17 protein-coding genes are annotated in these 16568 nt (G+C 63.6%); 13 read left to right on the forward strand and 4 right to left on the reverse strand.

The annotated features are described in order from the left end of the window. Nucleotides 1-304: 304 nt before the first annotated feature. Nucleotides 305-1621: an ATP-dependent protease ATPase subunit HslU gene (gene hslU / locus B7X49_RS05395; protein ID WP_286703413.1), complete on the reverse strand. Its 1317-nt coding sequence runs from the start codon at nt 1619-1621 to the stop codon at nt 305-307. Next, entirely contained in the window at nt 1621-2172 is a 552-nt protein-coding gene (hslV, locus tag B7X49_RS05400; RefSeq protein WP_286703381.1) for an ATP-dependent protease subunit HslV, read from the reverse strand. The genes hslU and hslV overlap by 1 nt, the downstream gene beginning before the upstream one ends. A 243-nt stretch (nt 2173-2415) precedes the next feature. Between hslV and B7X49_RS05405 the strand changes: the two genes are divergently transcribed. After that, complete coding sequence (locus tag B7X49_RS05405; protein WP_029313179.1) at nt 2416-2862, forward strand: phosphate-starvation-inducible PsiE family protein; 447 nt, start codon at nt 2416-2418, stop codon at nt 2860-2862. 110 nt (nt 2863-2972) lie between these two features. Here the strand turns inward: B7X49_RS05405 and B7X49_RS05410 are convergent, their stop codons facing one another. After that, entirely contained in the window at nt 2973-3602 is a 630-nt protein-coding gene (locus tag B7X49_RS05410) for a glutathione S-transferase family protein (protein WP_286703382.1), read from the reverse strand. A 167-nt stretch (nt 3603-3769) separates the two neighbouring features. Between B7X49_RS05410 and B7X49_RS05415 the strand changes: the two genes are divergently transcribed. The 12 genes from B7X49_RS05415 to B7X49_RS05470 all read left to right on the forward strand — a co-directional run bounded on the left by B7X49_RS05415 (nt 3770) and on the right by B7X49_RS05470 (nt 15708). Next, entirely contained in the window at nt 3770-5167 is a 1398-nt protein-coding gene (locus B7X49_RS05415) for an MFS transporter (protein WP_286703383.1), read from the forward strand. Between the two features lie 187 nt (nt 5168-5354). Then, nucleotides 5355-5945, forward strand: coding sequence for an imidazoleglycerol-phosphate dehydratase HisB (hisB, locus tag B7X49_RS05420; protein WP_029313182.1), 591 nt, complete (start codon nt 5355-5357; stop codon nt 5943-5945). Next, nucleotides 5942-6580, forward strand: coding sequence for an imidazole glycerol phosphate synthase subunit HisH (gene hisH, locus B7X49_RS05425; RefSeq protein ID WP_286703384.1), 639 nt, complete (start codon nt 5942-5944; stop codon nt 6578-6580). Before hisB ends, hisH begins: the two co-directional genes overlap by 4 nt. Further along, on the forward strand, nt 6577-7134 hold the full coding sequence (locus B7X49_RS05430; RefSeq protein WP_286703385.1) for a GNAT family N-acetyltransferase: 558 nt from the start codon (nt 6577-6579) through the stop codon (nt 7132-7134). Before hisH ends, B7X49_RS05430 begins: the two co-directional genes overlap by 4 nt. Nucleotides 7135-7273: 139 nt before the next feature. Continuing rightward, nucleotides 7274-8029 (forward strand): 1-(5-phosphoribosyl)-5-[(5-phosphoribosylamino)methylideneamino]imidazole-4-carboxamide isomerase, encoded by a 756-nt coding sequence (gene hisA, locus B7X49_RS05435; RefSeq protein ID WP_286703387.1) that lies wholly within the window; start codon nt 7274-7276, stop codon nt 8027-8029. Then, entirely contained in the window at nt 8023-8787 is a 765-nt protein-coding gene (hisF, locus tag B7X49_RS05440) for an imidazole glycerol phosphate synthase subunit HisF (RefSeq protein ID WP_286703388.1), read from the forward strand. Before hisA ends, hisF begins: the two co-directional genes overlap by 7 nt. 70 nt (nt 8788-8857) lie before the next feature. Further along, nucleotides 8858-9385, forward strand: a complete 528-nt coding sequence (locus B7X49_RS05445) for a phosphoribosyl-ATP diphosphatase (RefSeq protein ID WP_408735561.1) — start codon at nt 8858-8860, stop codon at nt 9383-9385. Between the two features lie 47 nt (nt 9386-9432). Beyond that, complete coding sequence (locus B7X49_RS05450) at nt 9433-9816, forward strand: HIT domain-containing protein (protein ID WP_029313188.1); 384 nt, start codon at nt 9433-9435, stop codon at nt 9814-9816. A 4-nt stretch (nt 9817-9820) separates the two neighbouring features. Continuing rightward, the gene (nagA, locus tag B7X49_RS05455) at nt 9821-11887 is read left to right on the forward strand and encodes an N-acetylglucosamine-6-phosphate deacetylase (RefSeq protein WP_286703390.1); all 2067 of its coding nucleotides are present in this window, start codon (nt 9821-9823) and stop codon (nt 11885-11887) included. Nucleotides 11888-12143: 256 nt separating this feature from the next. Then, a complete protein-coding gene (gene rpsA, locus B7X49_RS05460) occupies nt 12144-13871 on the forward strand; it encodes a 30S ribosomal protein S1 (RefSeq protein ID WP_029313190.1) in 1728 nt (575 codons plus the stop codon). Between the two features lie 138 nt (nt 13872-14009). Further along, complete coding sequence (locus B7X49_RS05465) at nt 14010-15113, forward strand: AAA family ATPase (RefSeq protein ID WP_286703391.1); 1104 nt, start codon at nt 14010-14012, stop codon at nt 15111-15113. Further along, nucleotides 15100-15708 carry a hypothetical protein gene (locus B7X49_RS05470; RefSeq protein ID WP_286703392.1) on the forward strand — a complete coding sequence of 203 codons (609 nt, stop codon included), beginning with the start codon at nt 15100-15102 and terminating at the stop codon, nt 15706-15708. The genes B7X49_RS05465 and B7X49_RS05470 overlap by 14 nt, the downstream gene beginning before the upstream one ends. 55 nt (nt 15709-15763) lie before the next feature. On the opposite strand, the gene B7X49_RS05475 is transcribed toward B7X49_RS05470, so the two are convergent. After that, the gene (locus B7X49_RS05475) at nt 15764-16552 is read right to left on the reverse strand and encodes a metal ABC transporter permease (protein WP_286703393.1); all 789 of its coding nucleotides are present in this window, start codon (nt 16550-16552) and stop codon (nt 15764-15766) included. Between the last annotated feature and the right edge of the window lie 16 nt (nt 16553-16568).

Consider the following 16568-nt stretch of genomic DNA (forward strand, 5'->3'; position numbering starts at 1 on the left):
GGGCGGACACGGCGAGGCGTTTGCCCTGGTCGGCAATGGTCTCGCGCAGCATGCGGATGCTGTAGGCGAAACGGTCTTGCAGGGTGGTGGGGAGGAGGTTCGGGGTCCAGGGCACGGATGCTTTATAGGACGCGACCCCGGGGGGTGAGAAAGCGGAAAATTGGGGGGTTGGATGATTTTGCGATGGCGCGGGCGTTGCGCGCCGGGACAATACGGCCGGTTTTTTTCGGAAACGAAAGAGTTTGTTAACGAATAGCCCCGTAAATGGGCGCAGCGGGTGCCGCGCTCATCGACGGGTTCGGGATCAGAGGATGAAGCGGCTGAGGTCGCCCTTGGCGGCCAGGGGGGCGACTTTTTCGTGGACGAGGTTGGCATCGACGCTGATGGATTCGCCGGTGCGGTCGGTCGCGCCGAAGCTGATTTCCTCGAGCATGCGTTCGAGGACGGTGGCGAGGCGGCGGGCGCCGATGTTTTCGACGCGGTCGTTGATGTCGGCGGCGAGGCTCGCGATGGCGTCGATCGCGGCATCGGTGAAGTCGAGATGGACGTGTTCGGTGGCCATCAGGGCGACGTATTGCTTGAGGAGCGAGTGTTCGGGTTCGGTGAGGATGCGGCGGAGATCGTCGCGCGAGAGCGGGGCGAGTTCGACGCGGATGGGCAGGCGGCCCTGGAGTTCGGGCAGCAGATCGGAGGGTTTGGCGATGTGGAAGGCACCGGAGGCGATGAAGAGGATGTGGTCGGTTTTGACCGGGCCGTATTTGGTTGAGACGGTGGTGCCTTCGATGAGGGGGAGCAGGTCGCGCTGCACGCCTTCACGCGAGACATCGCCGCCACGAAAGCCGCCTTCGGTTTTGGCGCAGATTTTATCGATTTCGTCGAGGAAGACGATGCCGTGGTTTTCCGCGTGGGTGCGGGCGTCGGCGGTGAGTTGGTCGGTATCGAGCAGGCGGTCGGCTTCCTCGCGGTTCAGGGCGGTGCGGGCGGCGGCGACGCTCATGCGCTTGCGGCCCTGCTGGCGGCCGAACATGGATTTCATCATTTCGCCGATGTTGGCGGCACCACCGGGGGGCATGCCCGGCATATCGAGCTGGCCGATCATGTTGGCGGGGTTTTCGGCGACTTCGATGTCGATTTCCTTGTCTTCCAGCTGGCCGTCGCGGAGCATGGTGCGGAAGCGGGATTTGGTATCGGCGCCGGCCCCTTCGCCGACCAGGGCGGTGAGCAGGCGTTCCTCGGCGGCGAGTTCGGCGCGGGCGGCCACGCCCTTGCGATTGGCATCGCGCAGCATGGTGATGGAGATTTCGACCAGGTCGCGGATGATGCTTTCGACGTCGCGGCCGACATAGCCGACTTCGGTGAATTTGGTGGCTTCGACCTTGATAAACGGCGCTTGCGCCAGTTTCGCCAATCTTCGGGCGATTTCGGTTTTGCCGCAGCCGGTCGGGCCGATCATCAGGATGTTTTTCGGGACGACTTCCTCGCGCATGGCTTCGGGGAGTTGCTGGCGGCGCCAACGGTTGCGCAGCGCGATGGCGACGGCGCGTTTGGCATCGTTCTGGCCGACGATGAAACGGTCGAGCTCGGAGACGATTTCGCGGGGGGTGTAGGTTGGGCTGTCGATCACAGGGTTTCTACAATCAGGTTGTGGTTGGTGTAGATGCAGATGTCGCCGGCGATTTTCATGGCGCGGCGGGCGATGTCCTCGGCGGTGAGGCCCTCGACGGTGAGCAGGGCGCGGGCGGCGGCGAGGGCGAAATTGCCGCCGGAGCCGATGGCGATGATGCCGTCCTCGGGTTCGAGCACGTCGCCGTTGCCGGTGAGGGTGAAGGAATGGACGCCATCGGCCACCGCCATCATGGCTTCGAGGCGGCGGAGGTAGCGGTCGGTCCGCCAGTCTTTCGCCAATTCGACGCAGGCGCGTTCGAGCTGGTTGGGGAAGCGTTCGAGCTTGGCTTCGAGGCGTTCGAGCAAAGTGAAGGCATCGGCGGTGGCGCCGGCGAATCCGGCGAGGACGGCGCCGTTGCCGATGCGGCGGACCTTGCGGGCGTTGCCTTTGACGACGGTGTTGCCGAGGCTGACCTGGCCATCGCCGGCCATGGCGACCGCGCCGTTCGCGCGGACGCAGAGGATGGTCGTGCCGTGCCAGCCGACCGGATCGTGCGGGTTTTCCATGATTGGGAGATGGCATGGGTGGCGTAGAGAAGGAAGGGAAGCGCTTCTTTTTTGAAAAAAAGAAGCAAAAAACTTTCTGGAGTTGGGTTCCCGGCGGTGTCACCCGAATGGGCTAACGAACGAGAGTTTTTTTGCTTCTTTTTTTGCAAAAAAAGAAGACCTTGCTTTACTTTTAGCAGTCGTGGTGTGTTGGTGACGGGCGGCGCGGCAGCGTGCTGGATAAGCAAAAAAGGACGATCAGGGATGCGTGAGGGGTTCGAGACCAGGGTCTATCATTATTTCGAGATCATCGTGGTGCAGGTGCTGACGCTGCTGATGGCGGTGGTGGTGACCGCGGCGCTGCTGCATCTGATTGCGAATATTCTGCATGATATTTTCTACACCAGTTTCGATCCGACCAATCCGGCGATTTTCCAGTCGGTGTTCGGGGCGATTTTTACCGTGGTGATCGCGCTGGAGTTCAAACGGTCGATCCTGGTGACCAGCGAGCGGGCCGAGGGGTTGGTGCGGGTGCGGGTGGTGATTTTGATCGGGATGCTGGCGATCGTGCGCAAGCTGATCATTCTGGATCTCGGCAAGGGGCAGTCGGAGACGTTGTTTGCGCTGTCGGCGGCGTTTTTATCGCTGGGGGCGGTGTATTGGCTGGTGCGCGATCAGGATCGGCGGGATCAGGCCGAGCAGGTGGAGTGAGGGGCGATGGTCGTGACCGTCCGCACGGGTTGCTCGGCGCGGATTAGCCTCATGTTTCGTGAGAGATGAGGCTATCGCCGGAAACCGTGCGTCGGGTCATGAAAATGGGGTCAGCCGGGTTGGGTGGATTTGAAGCTCGGCAGCGCCTGGATTGCGGTCCACCAGGCGGGGAAGCCGGGGATGTCGAAGATGGTTTCGGCATCGGGCGTCATGGCGACGTAGGCGATGATGGGTGCGAGGTAGAGGTCCGCGAGGCTGAGGTCGCCGGCGATGAAGGGGGACGCGCCTTTGGTTTGCATGGCGAGGGCGAGCACCGTGCGGCCGTTTTCGATGCCGGATGCGCGGGCGGCTTCGTTTTTGCCGCCGACGAAATCGGGGAACAGATGATAGGCGGCGACACCGCCGAGCAGCGCGCCGTAGCCGTAGGAATCGATCAGGCCGATGATCATGTCCATCCGTGCGCGGTCTTTCGGGGTGGCGGGGATCAGGGCGGGGCCGGCCAGGATGTCGTTCAGGTAGCGGGTGATCGCGCTGGTTTCGAGGATGCGCAGGCCATCGTGATCGAGCACGGGGACCTTGCCGAACGGGTGGCGGGCGAGGTGTTCGGGTTGTTTGGGTTCGCCGGCGAGGACGTTGATCTGGTGTTGCTCGAACTCGGTGACGCCTTTTTCGGCGAGGACCATTTTGACGGTGCGGACGTAGGTGGAGCCATCGAAGCCCCAGAGCGTGAGTGCGGACATGGCGGATTTCCTTTGGTTCGACCGGAGGCGGCTTTGGATTTACCTTGGATATGGCCGGATTGGCGGGATTGTCCAGCAGGGGCAACGCCTGGCCCCGGGGACGCTTGCCAAAACGGGGGCTTGCGGGCTTAACGGTGGGCAAATCATCGGCAGCGGGGGGATTTATCATGTCGGGGCAACATTCGGCGGAAATTGCGGCACGGCTTGACCGGCTGCCGCCGTCGCGCACGGTTTGGACCATTATTGTGCTGATCTCGCTGGGCGGGGTGTTCGAGTTCTATGATCTGTTCTTTACCGGGTATGTGGCGCCGGGGATGATCGGGTCGGGGCTGTTCAAGCCGGCGTCGTTGGGGGTTTTCGCCTCGCTCGGGGCGTTGAAGGTGGCCGGGTTCGGGACCTTCGTGTTTGCGACCTTTGCGGGGCTGTGGCTCGGGGCGCTGGTGTTCAGCCAGGTGGCCGACCGGTTGGGCCGGCGGATCGTGTTCACCGGTTCGTTGATTTGGTACATGGTGTGCACCGCGATCATGGCGTTTCAGACCACCGGGTTTGCGCTGGATATCTGGCGGTTCATTGCGGGGATCGGCATCGGGGTGGAGCTGGTGACGATCGATACGTTCATTTCCGAAATGATTCCGCGCGCCGAGCGCGGGCGGGCGTATTCGATCAATCAGATGATCACCTTCGCGGTGGTGCCGGTGATTGCGTTTCTGGCGTATTTTCTGAAGGGCAGCAAACCGTTCGGGCTGGATTATTGGCGCGTGGTGATCTTGATCGGGTCGGTCGGGGCGCTGGTGGTGTTTTTGTTGCAGCGCGGCATTCCGGAAAGCCCGCGCTGGCTGGCGCGGCATGGGCGGATGGCCGAGGCGGAGGCGATTGTCGGCGAGATCGAACGCAAGGTGATGGCCGAGACCGGGCGGGCGCTGCCGCCACCGCAGCCGGCGGCGCCGGAGGAGGACGGCGTTGGGTCGTTTTTTGAGATTTTCAGTCCGCAGTATCGGAAGCGCACCATCATTCTGTCGGTGTTCAACATGGCGCAGGTGATCGGGTTTTACGGGTTTGCCGCCTGGGTGCCGACGCTGCTGATCCATCGCGGCATTCATGTGACGGCGAGCCTGGAATATGCGTTCATCATCGCGATCGCCAATCCGTTCGGGCCGCTGATCGGCACGTTGTTCGCCGATCGGTTGGAGCGCAAGACGCAGATTATCGGCGGGTTGGCGGTGATGGGCGTGGTGATCGCGCTGTTTGCGATGAGCAACGCCCCTGCCCTGCTGATTGCGCTCGGCGTGTTGTTCACCTTGGCGGCGAATATCATGTCGTTCGCGTATCACGGGTATCAGCCGGAATTGTACCCGACGCGGATTCGCGCGCGGGCGGTGGGGTTTGTCTATTCGTGGAGCCGGCTTGCCGCGGCGTTCGCGGGGCTCGCGATCGGGATTTTGTTGAGCGATTACGGGGTGCCGGGGGTTGCGGTGTTCATTGCGACGGCGATGCTGGTCGGGATCGTGATGATTACGCTGGGGCCGTCGACGCGGGGGTTGGCGCTGGAGCAGATCAATCATTGAAGGAAGCACTTCTTTTTTTGGAAAAAAAGAAGCAAAAAAACTTTTATTCGCTGGGCCTGTGCTGGTGAAAAGGGCCGAGGCCTAGATTAGAGAAGTTTTTTGCTGCTTTTTTTCAAAAAAGAAGGACTTCCTTAACCATGCGGCCCGCAAGATTGGCGGGCCGATCTTTTTGGGCTAAGCAGCGCGGATGAGCCGCAACGCAACCATCAGTCGTAAAACTTCCGAAACCGCGATCGAGTTGATGCTTGATCTCGATGGCACGGGGCATACCGAAATCGCGACCGGAATCGGATTTTTTGACCATATGCTGACCGCGTTCGGGCGGCATTCGATGATCGACCTTGATGTGCGGGCCGAGGGGGATCTGCATATCGATGCGCATCATACGATCGAGGATGTCGGTATCGTGCTGGGCCAGGCGATCCGCGAGGCGCTGGGCGACAAGCGCGGGGTGACGCGGTTCGGGTTTGCCGCGGTGCCGATGGATGAGGCGTTGTGCGAGGCGGTGATCGATTTGTCGGGGCGGGGGTTTCTGGCGTTCAACGTGGCGTTCGAGCGGCCGATGCTGGGGGATATGGACACGCAATTGGTGCAGGAGTTTTTCCAGGCGTTGGCGGCGAACGGGCAGTTTGCGCTGCATGTGAATCAGCGGGCTGGGCATAATGCGCATCATGTCGCCGAGGCGGCGTTCAAGGCGGTGGCGCGGGCGCTGCGGATGGCGGTTGAGCCGGATGCGCGGGCGGCGGGTGCGGTGCCTTCGACCAAGGGGGTGCTTTGAGGATCGCGGTGATCGACTACGGCAGCGGCAATCTGGCTTCGGCGGCGCGCGGGCTGGAGCTTGCGGCGGCGCGGTGCGGGATCGATGCGGTTGTGACGATTACCGATGATCCCGACGTGGTCGGGCAGGCCGATCGGATCGTGCTGCCGGGCCAGGGTGCGTTTGCCGATTGTGCCCAGGGGTTGGCGGCGCGGCCGGGGTTGGCGGCGGCGATGCATCGGCGCGTGGATGCAGGGGCGCCGTTTCTGGGCATTTGCGTTGGCATGCAATTGATGGCGGCGCGCGGGTTGGAGCATGGCACGACGCCGGGGTTTGGCTGGATTGCCGGCGATATCGCGCCGATTGCGGCGAACGGGTTGCGGCTGCCGCATATGGGGTGGAACGAGCTGGTGTTCACGCCGGGGGCGCATCCGTTGCTGGAGGGTTTGAAGACCGGCGATCATGCGTATTTCGTGCATTCCTATGCGCTGATCACCGATGAGCCGGCGCCGGTGATTGCGACGACCGATTATGGCGGGAGGGTGGTCGCCATGGTGGCGCGCGGCAATCGGGCGGGGACGCAATTTCATGTCGAGAAGAGCCAGGCGGTCGGGTTGACGATCCTGGGCAATTTTCTGCGGTGGAGTCCGCAATGACGACCGCACCGATCCGTGACATGCCGCCGCCGGAGACGCTGGCGGTCGATCGGCTTGCGGTGATCGGCGACGACGACATGCAGGCGCTGTGCGAGGCGGCGGATGCGGCGATTATCGATGGCGGCGGGTTCGGCTGGATCAAGCCGCCGGGACGCGCGGCGCTGGAGCAGTATTTTCGCGGCGTGGTGATGGTGCCCGAGCGCGAGTTGTTCGTGGGGCGGATGGACGGCACGATTTATGGCGCAGCACAGTTGGTGCGGCCGCCGCGCAACAATGAGGCGCAGGCGTTCGGTGCGACGATCGCGCTGAATTTCGTGGCCCCCTATGCGCGCGGGCATGGGCTGGCGCGGTTGATTTTGCGGCGGGTCGAGGATCGGGCGCGGGCGCTGGGGTATCAGGTGTTGAACCTCGATGTGCGCGATACCCAGGACGCGGCGATCGCGCTGTATGAGGGGGCGGGGTTTCTGCGTTGGGGGACGCATCCGGCGTATGCGCGGGCGGAGGGGCGGACTGTGGCGGGGCATTTTTATTATAAATTGTTGCAGGCGCATTGATGAGACGAGAAGAAGAAGGCTTCTTTTTTGTAAAAAAGAAGCAAAAAACTTTTTTTCGCTGGGTTATGGGCGTCGAAACGGGTATGGGCCAAACTAATAAAAGTTTTTTGGTTCTTTTTTACAAAAAAGAACACTTCTGATGCCCCTAACCTTATATCCGGCGATCGACCTGAAAGACGGCGCCTGTGTCCGCCTCAAGCGCGGCGCGATGGACCAGGCGACGGTGTATGCCGATGATCCGGCGGCGCAGGCGCGGCGGTTTGAGGCGCAGGGGTTTACCGCGTTGCATGTGGTCGATCTGAACGGCGCGTTTGCCGGCAAGCCGGTGAATGCCGGGGCGGTGCGCGCGATTCTGGCCGCGGTGAGCATGCCGGTGCAGCTGGGCGGCGGGATCCGGGATATGGCGGGGATCGAGGCGTGGCTGGCGCTGGGGATTTCGCGGGTGATTCTGGGCAGTGCGGCGGTGACGAATCCGGCGCTGGTGCGCGCGGCGGGGGCGGCGTTTCCCGGGCGGATCGTGGTCGGGATCGATGCGGCGGAGGGGATGGTGGCGACCGAGGGCTGGGCCGAGGTTTCGACGCTGGCGGCAACCGACATGGCGCGGCGGCTGGAGGATGCGGGGATTGCCGCGATCATTCACACCGATATCGCGCGCGATGGGATGCTGGCGGGGTTGAATCTGGAAGCGACCGAGGCGCTGGCGCGATCGGTTGCGATTCCGGTGATTGCGTCGGGCGGGGTTGCGGGAATTGGCGACATCGTGGCACTGCGCGCGGCGGCGGGGCGGACGCGCAATATTATTGGCACGATCATCGGGCGGGCGCTGTATGATGGCAGTCTCGATCCGGCGGCGGCTTTGGCGGAGGCGGCTTTGGCGGAGGCTGGGACGTGCTGAAGCTGCGGGTGATTCCGTGCCTCGATGTGAAGGACGGGCGGGTCGTCAAGGGTGTGAATTTCGTTTCGTTGCGCGATGCGGGTGATCCGGTCGAGCAGGCGCTGGTGTATGACGCGGCGGGGGCGGATGAGCTGACGTTTCTGGATATCACGGCGAGTCATGAGAACCGGGACACGATCATCGATGTGGTGTCGCGCACCGCGGCGCGGGTGTTTCTGCCGCTGACGGTGGGCGGCGGGATCCGGAGCACCGAGGATATGCGGCGGTTGCTGCTGGCGGGGGCGGATAAATGCAGCATCAATTCGGCGGCGATTGCGCGGCCTGAGTTCATCAACGAGGCGGCGCGGAAATTCGGCAGCCAGTGCGTGGTGGTGGCGGTGGATGCGCGGGCGGTGCCCGGCGGCGGGTGGGAGATTTTCACCCATGGCGGGCGCCAGCCGACCGGAATCGACGCGGTGGCGTGGTGCGGCGAGATGCAGGCGCGCGGGGCGGGCGAGATTCTGCTGACCTCGATGGACCGGGATGGCACCGGCAGCGGGTTTGATATTGCGTTGTTGCAGGCAGTGGCGCGGGCCGTGACGATTCCGATCGTTGCGTCGGGCGGGGTTGGCACGCTCGATCATTTTGCCGAGGGCGCGCGGGCCGGGGCGACCGGGCTGCTGGCGGCCAGCGTGTTTCATTTCGGTCAGTTCACTATTTCGGAGGTCAAGGCGAGTCTGCACCGCGCGGGCCTGCCGGTGCGGCTGACCGCGTCATAACCTAGAGGATTGCATGCCCAAGAAACCGACCAAGACTGCGACGATCCCGCCCGAGGCGGCGCCGGCGAAGATGAAGACCGGCAAGACCAAGGCCGAGACGGTGAAAATCGTAAAGGCCAAGGCCGTGAAAGCGAAATCCGCCAAGGCGAAGGCGGCGAACGCGAAGTCGCTGAAGGCCAAGGCGGGCGCCAAGGTGAAGGCGGCGCCACGGTTTGCGCCGGTGCCGCCGCTCGACCCGGATGCGCCGGATGCGCGGGTGATGGACCGGCTGTGGTCGACCATTATCGCGCGGAAGAACGCCGATCCGCTGATCAGCCATTCGGCGCGGTTGCTCTCGCGCGGGGTGAACAAGGTGGCGCAGAAATTCGGCGAGGAATCGGTCGAATGTCTGATCGAGGCGGTGGCGGGCAACCGTGAGGCGCTGATCGCGGAAAGTGCCGATGTGCTCTATCATTTGCTGGTGATGTGGGTCGCCGTCGGGCTGCGGCCGGAGGATGTGTGGAGCGAGTTGAAGCGGCGCGAGGGGATTTCTGGGATTGCCGAGAAATCGGCGCGGCCGGTGATGGTGTCGATTGCGGAGACGAGGAAGATTCCATGAACGAGACGCCGGGGAACGAGACGCCGGGGAACGAGAAACCAGGGACCATGAAGCCGGGCGTGAGCGGCACGCCGCCGTATGATGATCAGAACGTGTTCGCGAAGATTTTGCGCGGGGAGATCCCGTGCCGCACAGTGTTCGAGGATGAATTTGCGTTGGCGTTTCACGACATCAACCCGCAGGCGCCGCATCATGTGCTGGTGATTCCGAAGGGGCGGTATGTCGCGTTCGCCGATTTCGCGGCGAGCGCTTCGGATGCGGAGATCACCGGATTTGTCCGCGCGGTGGGGCATGTGGCGCGGCTGCTGGGGTTCGAGGAGAGCGGCTATCGGCTGCTGGCGAATATGGGGCCGGACAGCCATCAGGAAGTGCCGCATCTGCATGTTCATATCTTCGCGGGCCGCCCGCTGGGGCCGATGCTGGTGAGTTGAGCCGGTGATCATCGCAGCACGGCGTCTGCTGATCGATGGTGAGATCATCGGTCCGGGTGGCTTGGTGATCGAGGATGGGCGGATCGTGCGCGTGCTCGATGGTGCGCCGGATGATGCCGATGTGGTGCTGGCGGATGGGGTGTTGGCGCCGGGGCTGATCGATCTGCACAATAACGGCGGGTTCGGGATCGATTGCGCGACGGCTGGGACGGTGGATTTCGAAACTCTGTGCCGGGGGCTGGCGGCGTGCGGGGTGAGCAGTTTTTTGCCGACGGTGATTACCGCGCCGATCGGTGACTTGCAGGCGGCGGCGGGGCGGATCGATGCGGCAATGCAGGCGCAGGCGGCCGCCGGGCCGGGTGCCGCGATGCTGGGTTTGCATCTGGAGGGGCCGTTTCTGGCGCCGGAGCGGCGCGGGGCGCATCGGGCGGATTGGTTGATCGTGCCGGATGCGGCAGCGCTCGATGCGTTGCTGGGTGATGCGGCGATGCGCCGGGTGCTGCGGATGGTGACGCTGGCGCCGGAACTGCCCGGGGCGATGGCGGCGATCGGGCGGCTGGTGGCGGCGGGCATTGTCGTGTCGCTGGGTCATACCGATGCGGATGCGGCGTGTGCGACCCGCGCGATCGATGCGGGGGCGCGGCTGGCGACGCATGTGTTCACCGCGATGCGGCCGTTTCATCATCGTGATCCCGGGGTGATCGGGGTGGCGCTGGCGGACGCGCGGATCGCGCCGTGTTTCATTGCGGATGCGGTGCATGCCGATGGGCTGAGTCTGCGGCTTGGGTTTGCCGCGGCGGGGCGGCGGGCGGTTGCGGTGACGGATGCGGTGAGCCTGGCCGGGATGCCGGAGGGGTATGCGGCGGATTTCGGTGGCGGGTCAGCGATGGTGCGCGATGGCGCGGCGCGGCGGCCGGATGGCACGCTGACCGGGGCGGTGATCGCGCTCGATGAAGGGGTGCGGCGGTTGATTGCGGCGGGGATTGCGCCGGCGGCGGCGCTGGAGGCCGCGACCGCGGCGCCGGCGCGCGCGCTGGGCCTGACCGACCGGGGGCGGCTGGCGGCGGGGCTGCGGGCGGATTTGGTGTGGTTCGACGATGCGTTTCAGGTGCGCAATTGCTGGATCGCGGGGGTTGCGATCAAGCCCGTCGTGCCATCGGGGCGGCGCGCGGCGACGCTGCCGCTGACCGAGGCGGTGCGAACCGACCTCGATGATCTGGATATGCGGACGAGCGAGGCGATCATCGCGGTGCTGCTGGCGCAGGAGGTGGTGGCGCAGGCGGCGTTGCGGCGCGCCGCCCCTGCCCTCGCCCGGCTCGCCGATGCGGTTGCGGCACGTCTGGCGGCGGGTGGGCGGCTGTTCTACGCCGGGGCCGGCACCTCGGGCCGGCTGGCGGTGCTGGATGCGGTGGAATGCGGGCCGACGTTTTCGCTGCCGCCGGGGGTGATCATTCCGTTGATCGCGGGTGGCGCGGCGGCGGTGAGCGGCGCGGTCGAGGGGGCCGAGGATGATGCGGCGGCCGTGGCGGGGCTGCTGGCGGATTATGCGATCGGGCCGGGGGATGCGCTGGTCGGCATCGCGGCTTCGGGGGCGACGCCGTTCACGCTGGCGGCGATCGAGGCCGCCGGGCGGGCCGGGGCGCTGACCGGCAGCATCACCAACAGCGCCGGGCCGATCGCGGCGGCGGCGGAGATTGCGGTGGTGATCGCGACCGGGGCGGAGGTGATCGCGGGGTCGACCCGGTTGTCGGCGGGGACGACGCAGAAGATTGCGCTGAATTGCCTGTCGAGCACGGTGATGATCCGGCTGGGCAAGGTGTTCGGGCCCTATATGGTCGATCTGAAGCCGAGCAACGCGAAGCTGCGGTTGCGGGCGGCGCGCATCGTCGCGGCGATTGCGCCGTGCGAGCGTGCGGCGGCGGAGCGGGCGTTGGCGGATTGCGGCCATGAGGTGAGCACCGCGATCATCGCGTTGCGGTTCGGGCTGGGGGCGGATGCGGCGCGGGCGCATCTCGCGCGGTGCGGCTTTCGGTTGCGGGCGGCGCTGGCGGCGGATGGCCGGGCCGACTGAGGCTGGGGCTGTGGTGTATATGGGCGTTGAATGCCCGGATTATCAGGGTTTTTTGCGAAGTTCGGCTGTGTGGCGCTTGCGCAGGGGGGCGAAAATGCGTAATTGCTAGGGTGGCTGCGGGTATTGTGTTCGCGGCTCATTCCTGTTCGGGGATGTTTTTTCAATCCGCCCGGCATCGTCGGGCAGTCGAGGCTCGATCGCCCGCATACCAAACTGGCCGCGCACGCGGTCTTGTTTCAAGGATTCAAGCGACTTCATGGGTTCAATCGCAACTGTTGCGCGCCAGCATGGCGCAGACCAATACACCGGCACTGACGACTTCGCAGCCCTGCTCGACAGCACATTGGGCAGCAATACCGGGTTTGAAGGCTCGGTCGTCTCAGGCCGCGTTTCGCGCATCGACGACGAATTCGTTGTGGTCGATGTCGGACTGAAGAGCGAAGGCCGGGTTCCGCTCAAGGAATTCGGCGCCCAGGAAGTCAAGCCGGGCGATGTGTTCGACCTGTTCATCGAGCGCTACGAGGACAAGGACGGCTCGATCGTGCTGTCGCGCGAGAAGGCCCGCCGCGAAGAGGCGTGGACCGCACTCGAGCGCGCGCATGAGGCGCAGACCCGGGTCAACGGCATCATCCATGGCCGCGTCAAGGGTGGGTTCACCGTCGATCTCGGTGGGGCGACCGCGTTCCTGCCGGGCAGTCAGGTCGATATCCGGCCGGTGCGCGATGTGACGCCGCTGATGGGCATGTCCCAGCCGTTCCAGATTTTGAAGATGGACCGGGCGCGCGGCAATATCGTGGTTTCGCGCCGTGCGGTGCTCGAAGAGACCCGCGCCGAACAGCGTTCGGAGCTGATCCAGGGCCTCAAGGAAGGCCAGATCCTTGACGGCGTGGTCAAGAACATCACCGATTACGGTGCGTTCGTCGATCTGGGCGGCGTCGATGGTCTGTTGCACGTGACCGATATCGCGTGGCGCCGGATCAACCACCCGGCCGAGGCGCTGACCATCGGTCAGCCGGTGCGGGTGCAGGTGATCCGGTTCAATTCGGACACGCAGCGCATCAGCCTGGGCATGAAGCAGCTCGAGACCGATCCTTGGGAAGGTGTGGACGTCAAATATCCGCCTGGCATCAAGGTGACCGGCCGCGTTACGAACATTACCGACTACGGTGCGTTCGTGGAGCTGGAACCGGGCGTCGAAGGCCTGGTGCATGTTTCGGAAATGTCCTGGACCAAGAAGAACGCGCACCCCGGCAAGATCGTGGCGACGAGCCAGGAAGTCGAGGTCATGGTGCTGGATGTCGATGCCGGCAAGCGGCGGATTTCGCTGGGCCTCAAGCAGGTTTCACGCAATCCGTGGGAACAGTTCATGGACGATCACCCCGTGGGTTCGCTGGTCGAAGGCGAGATCCGCAACATGACCGAGTTCGGCCTGTTCGTGGGTCTGGCGCCGGAAATCGACGGTATGGTCCATATGTCCGACCTGTCGTGGGACGAGCCGGGCGAGCTGGCGATGGCCAAGTTCAACAAGGGCGATATCGTCAAGGCGAAGGTGCTCGATGTCGATGTCGAGAAGGAGCGCATCAGCCTTGGGGTGAAGCAGCTCGAGGAAGATCCCGCCGCCGGCGTGCTCGACCGCGTGCACAAAGGCATGATCGTGACCTGCGTGATCACCGCGGTGCAGACCAACGGGCTTGAAGTGAAGGTCGATGACGTGCTGACCGGCTTCATCCGCCGCGCCGAACTGGCCCGTGACAAGGGTGATCAGCGCCCCGATAAATTCGCCGTCGGCGAAAAGATCGATGCGAAGATCACCGCCGTGGACCGCGCAGCACGCAAGTTGCAGCTGACGGTGAAGGGCAAGGAGATCGACGAGGACAAGCAGGCGATGGCCGATTTCGGCTCGTCGGACTCGGGTGCCTCGCTGGGCGATATTCTGGGTGCCGCGATCCGTCGCCGCAACCAGCAGGCGCAGAGCGAGACCTGAGTTTCGATTTAGTTTGGTTGGGGAAACGCCGTCCTTCGGGGCGGCGTTTTCTTTTTTGATGAAATCGTCCATCATCCGTGGATGGCAATCAGGATATCGGACACACTTCGGTTCACCCGAGTAAAAATTCACAATTGGATGAACTTTCGTGACGCCGAAGTTCATCTTCTCAGTCGTGCTTTTTTTGTCGGACCGAACGCCGCCGGCAAATCGAATTTTCTCGATGTGTTTCGTTTTTTGGCGGATATCACGCGGCCAGCCGGCGGTGGACTGCAAGCAGCGATATCGAGCCGCCGGGGAATGACCGGTGTTCGATCGCTCCACGGCCGGAGGCCCTCCGACGTGGAAATCGAAGTTGATATCGGGTCGGACAATGATCCATCGGCGTGGCGGTACTGCCTGGCTTTTAATCGAAGAGGTCCGCGCAATCTGCCGACGGTAGCCCGTGAAGAGATCTGGCGGCACGGCGCGTGCATCGAAAAACGCGCGATCAAAGAAGACGTTGAAGCAATGTCTCAGACGTTGCTAGAACAGACGGCCGCCAATCAGCAGTTCAGGGCTCTTGCTGAGTTTTTAAGGACTTGTCGCTATCTCCACGTGGTTCCTCAGATCGTTCGCGACCGAAGACGAGCGCTCGAACGGGGGGACGATCCCTATGGCGGTGACCTCCTCCGACGAATGAAGGATATGCCGAAGAAGCGGCGCGATCCTCGGCTGCGGCGCGTTGCGGAGGCGCTGCGAATTGCAGCACCGCAATTTCGAGACCTCAAGCTTGAAGACGACAAGGATGGTGTGCCGCATCTCTGGGCCGCTTTTAGCCATTGGCGCGGTAAGATGGCCAACCAGAACGAAGAGGCGTTTTCTGACGGCACGCTGCGCTTGATCGGCTTGTTGTGGTCAATTGGTGAGGGCGGTGGACCACTCCTGCTGGAAGAGCCCGAGCTATCCCTAAATGATGCTGTGGTTGGACAAATTCCTCCGATGTTTGCGCGAATGCAGCGGTTATCCGGGCGGCAAGTGCTTGCAACGACGCATGCCGCCGCTCTTCTGGACGTCAATGTGGGACTGAAAGAAGTCCATCTCATTGAGGTCGACGAGAACGGTAGTAAGATCACGACAATTTATGATGATCCCGCTATTCGGTCACAAAGCGAGCATGGCATGTCCATCTCGCAGGCTGTGCTGCCTCGTCTCAGACCGGCAGATATCGAAAGCCTATCGGGTATGAATGTCGCAGCTTGAGATAGACTATTGCGCCGAAGGCCAATCGGACATGGTTATTGCACGGAAACTGATTGTCGTAGCAGGTCACGCTCCGGGACGTGCCTATCCGAGAGAAAACGGTGCTCAAGGTAAAGCCGCCGTCGATCGCTTGGTCGCCGGACTCAATGCCGGTGCGGCTTTTGGAAATCCGGTTCTTGTCCTGCGGGACATGGATGAAGCAGACTGTCCTGCAAGCCTTATCCAACAACTGCTAACAACAAGAAGCCCGCGTATGCTCCTCCGAATTGCCGTGCGCAGCGCGGATGCTTGGTTGATGGCTGACCGAAAAGCCTATGCCATATTCTGTGGCATAAAGGAGCGGCAGATCCCGGAAATGGTTGAGAATTTGGCGCGTCCGAAATCAATTATCGAAGCTTGGCTCGACAATGGAAAAGCGCGACGCCTGGCACGATTTGTTATCCAACAACGGCGACTTGGTATGCCGAACTATCAGATAATCGGACAGTGGCACGCAGAATTTGCACGCTCTGATTGGGACCCAATTCGAGCGGCCAATTCCGATACGTGTCCGTCATTGCAGAGAGCGATCGTTTGTATTCAGAACATGTTATAACCGCGCGAGACCAAGTGTCGAATGGCGCATGAGACGATGAAACTCGACCGGATCGTTACGCCATCGCCCGTCGCGCGCGGCGCAGGTGCAGGGCACCGCGGCCGAGGCCGTAGGCCAGCGCGCCGAAGAAGCCCACGAAAAATCCGACGGGCCAGTTGGTGAGGTAGGACAGCGCGATCGCCGCCCAGACCGTCAGCAGCGATAATGCGACCGAGAGGGCGATGGCGAGGCCGGCGCGATCGGTCAGGTTGCGCGCGGCGGCCGCCGGGCCGACCATCAGGCTGAACACCAGCAGCGCGCCGACCACCGGCAGCGCCACCGCCGAGGCCATGGCGAGGATGACCAGGAAGGCGGGGTCGGTGCGCGCGGGGGCGGCACCGCGCGCCTGGGCGAGATCACGCGAGACCGCGCTGAGCAGCAGCGGGCGGAACAGCAGCAGAACCGCGCCGGCCGCCGCCGCGCTGACCAGCGCGATCGGCGTGATATCCGCCGCACCGATGCCGAGCACCTGGCCGAACAGCAGGCCATAGACCTCCTGCGCGTAGGTGGTGGTACGGCTGAGGAACAGCGTGCCGAGCCCGAGCAGCATCACCAGGGTGAGCGCGGTTGCCACCTCCGGCCGGCCGCGGCGGCTCAGCGCATCGATGCCGATGACGCCGAGAGCCGCGAAGGCGACCAGACCGCCGATTTCGTTGATACCGAGCCAGGCGGCGGCGGCGGCACCGGGAAAAATGCTCAGCGGCAGCGCGTGGGCGGCGAACGAGGCCCCCCGCACCACCACGAAAAATCCGACCAGGCCCGCGGTTGCCGCGACGATGGAGGCGGCGATCCAGGTGTTGATCATGAAGCCGGAAAACATG

This window comes from Acidiphilium sp. 34-64-41 (assembly GCF_002282635.1).
Lineage (GTDB): Bacteria > Pseudomonadota > Alphaproteobacteria > Acetobacterales > Acetobacteraceae > Acidiphilium > Acidiphilium rubrum.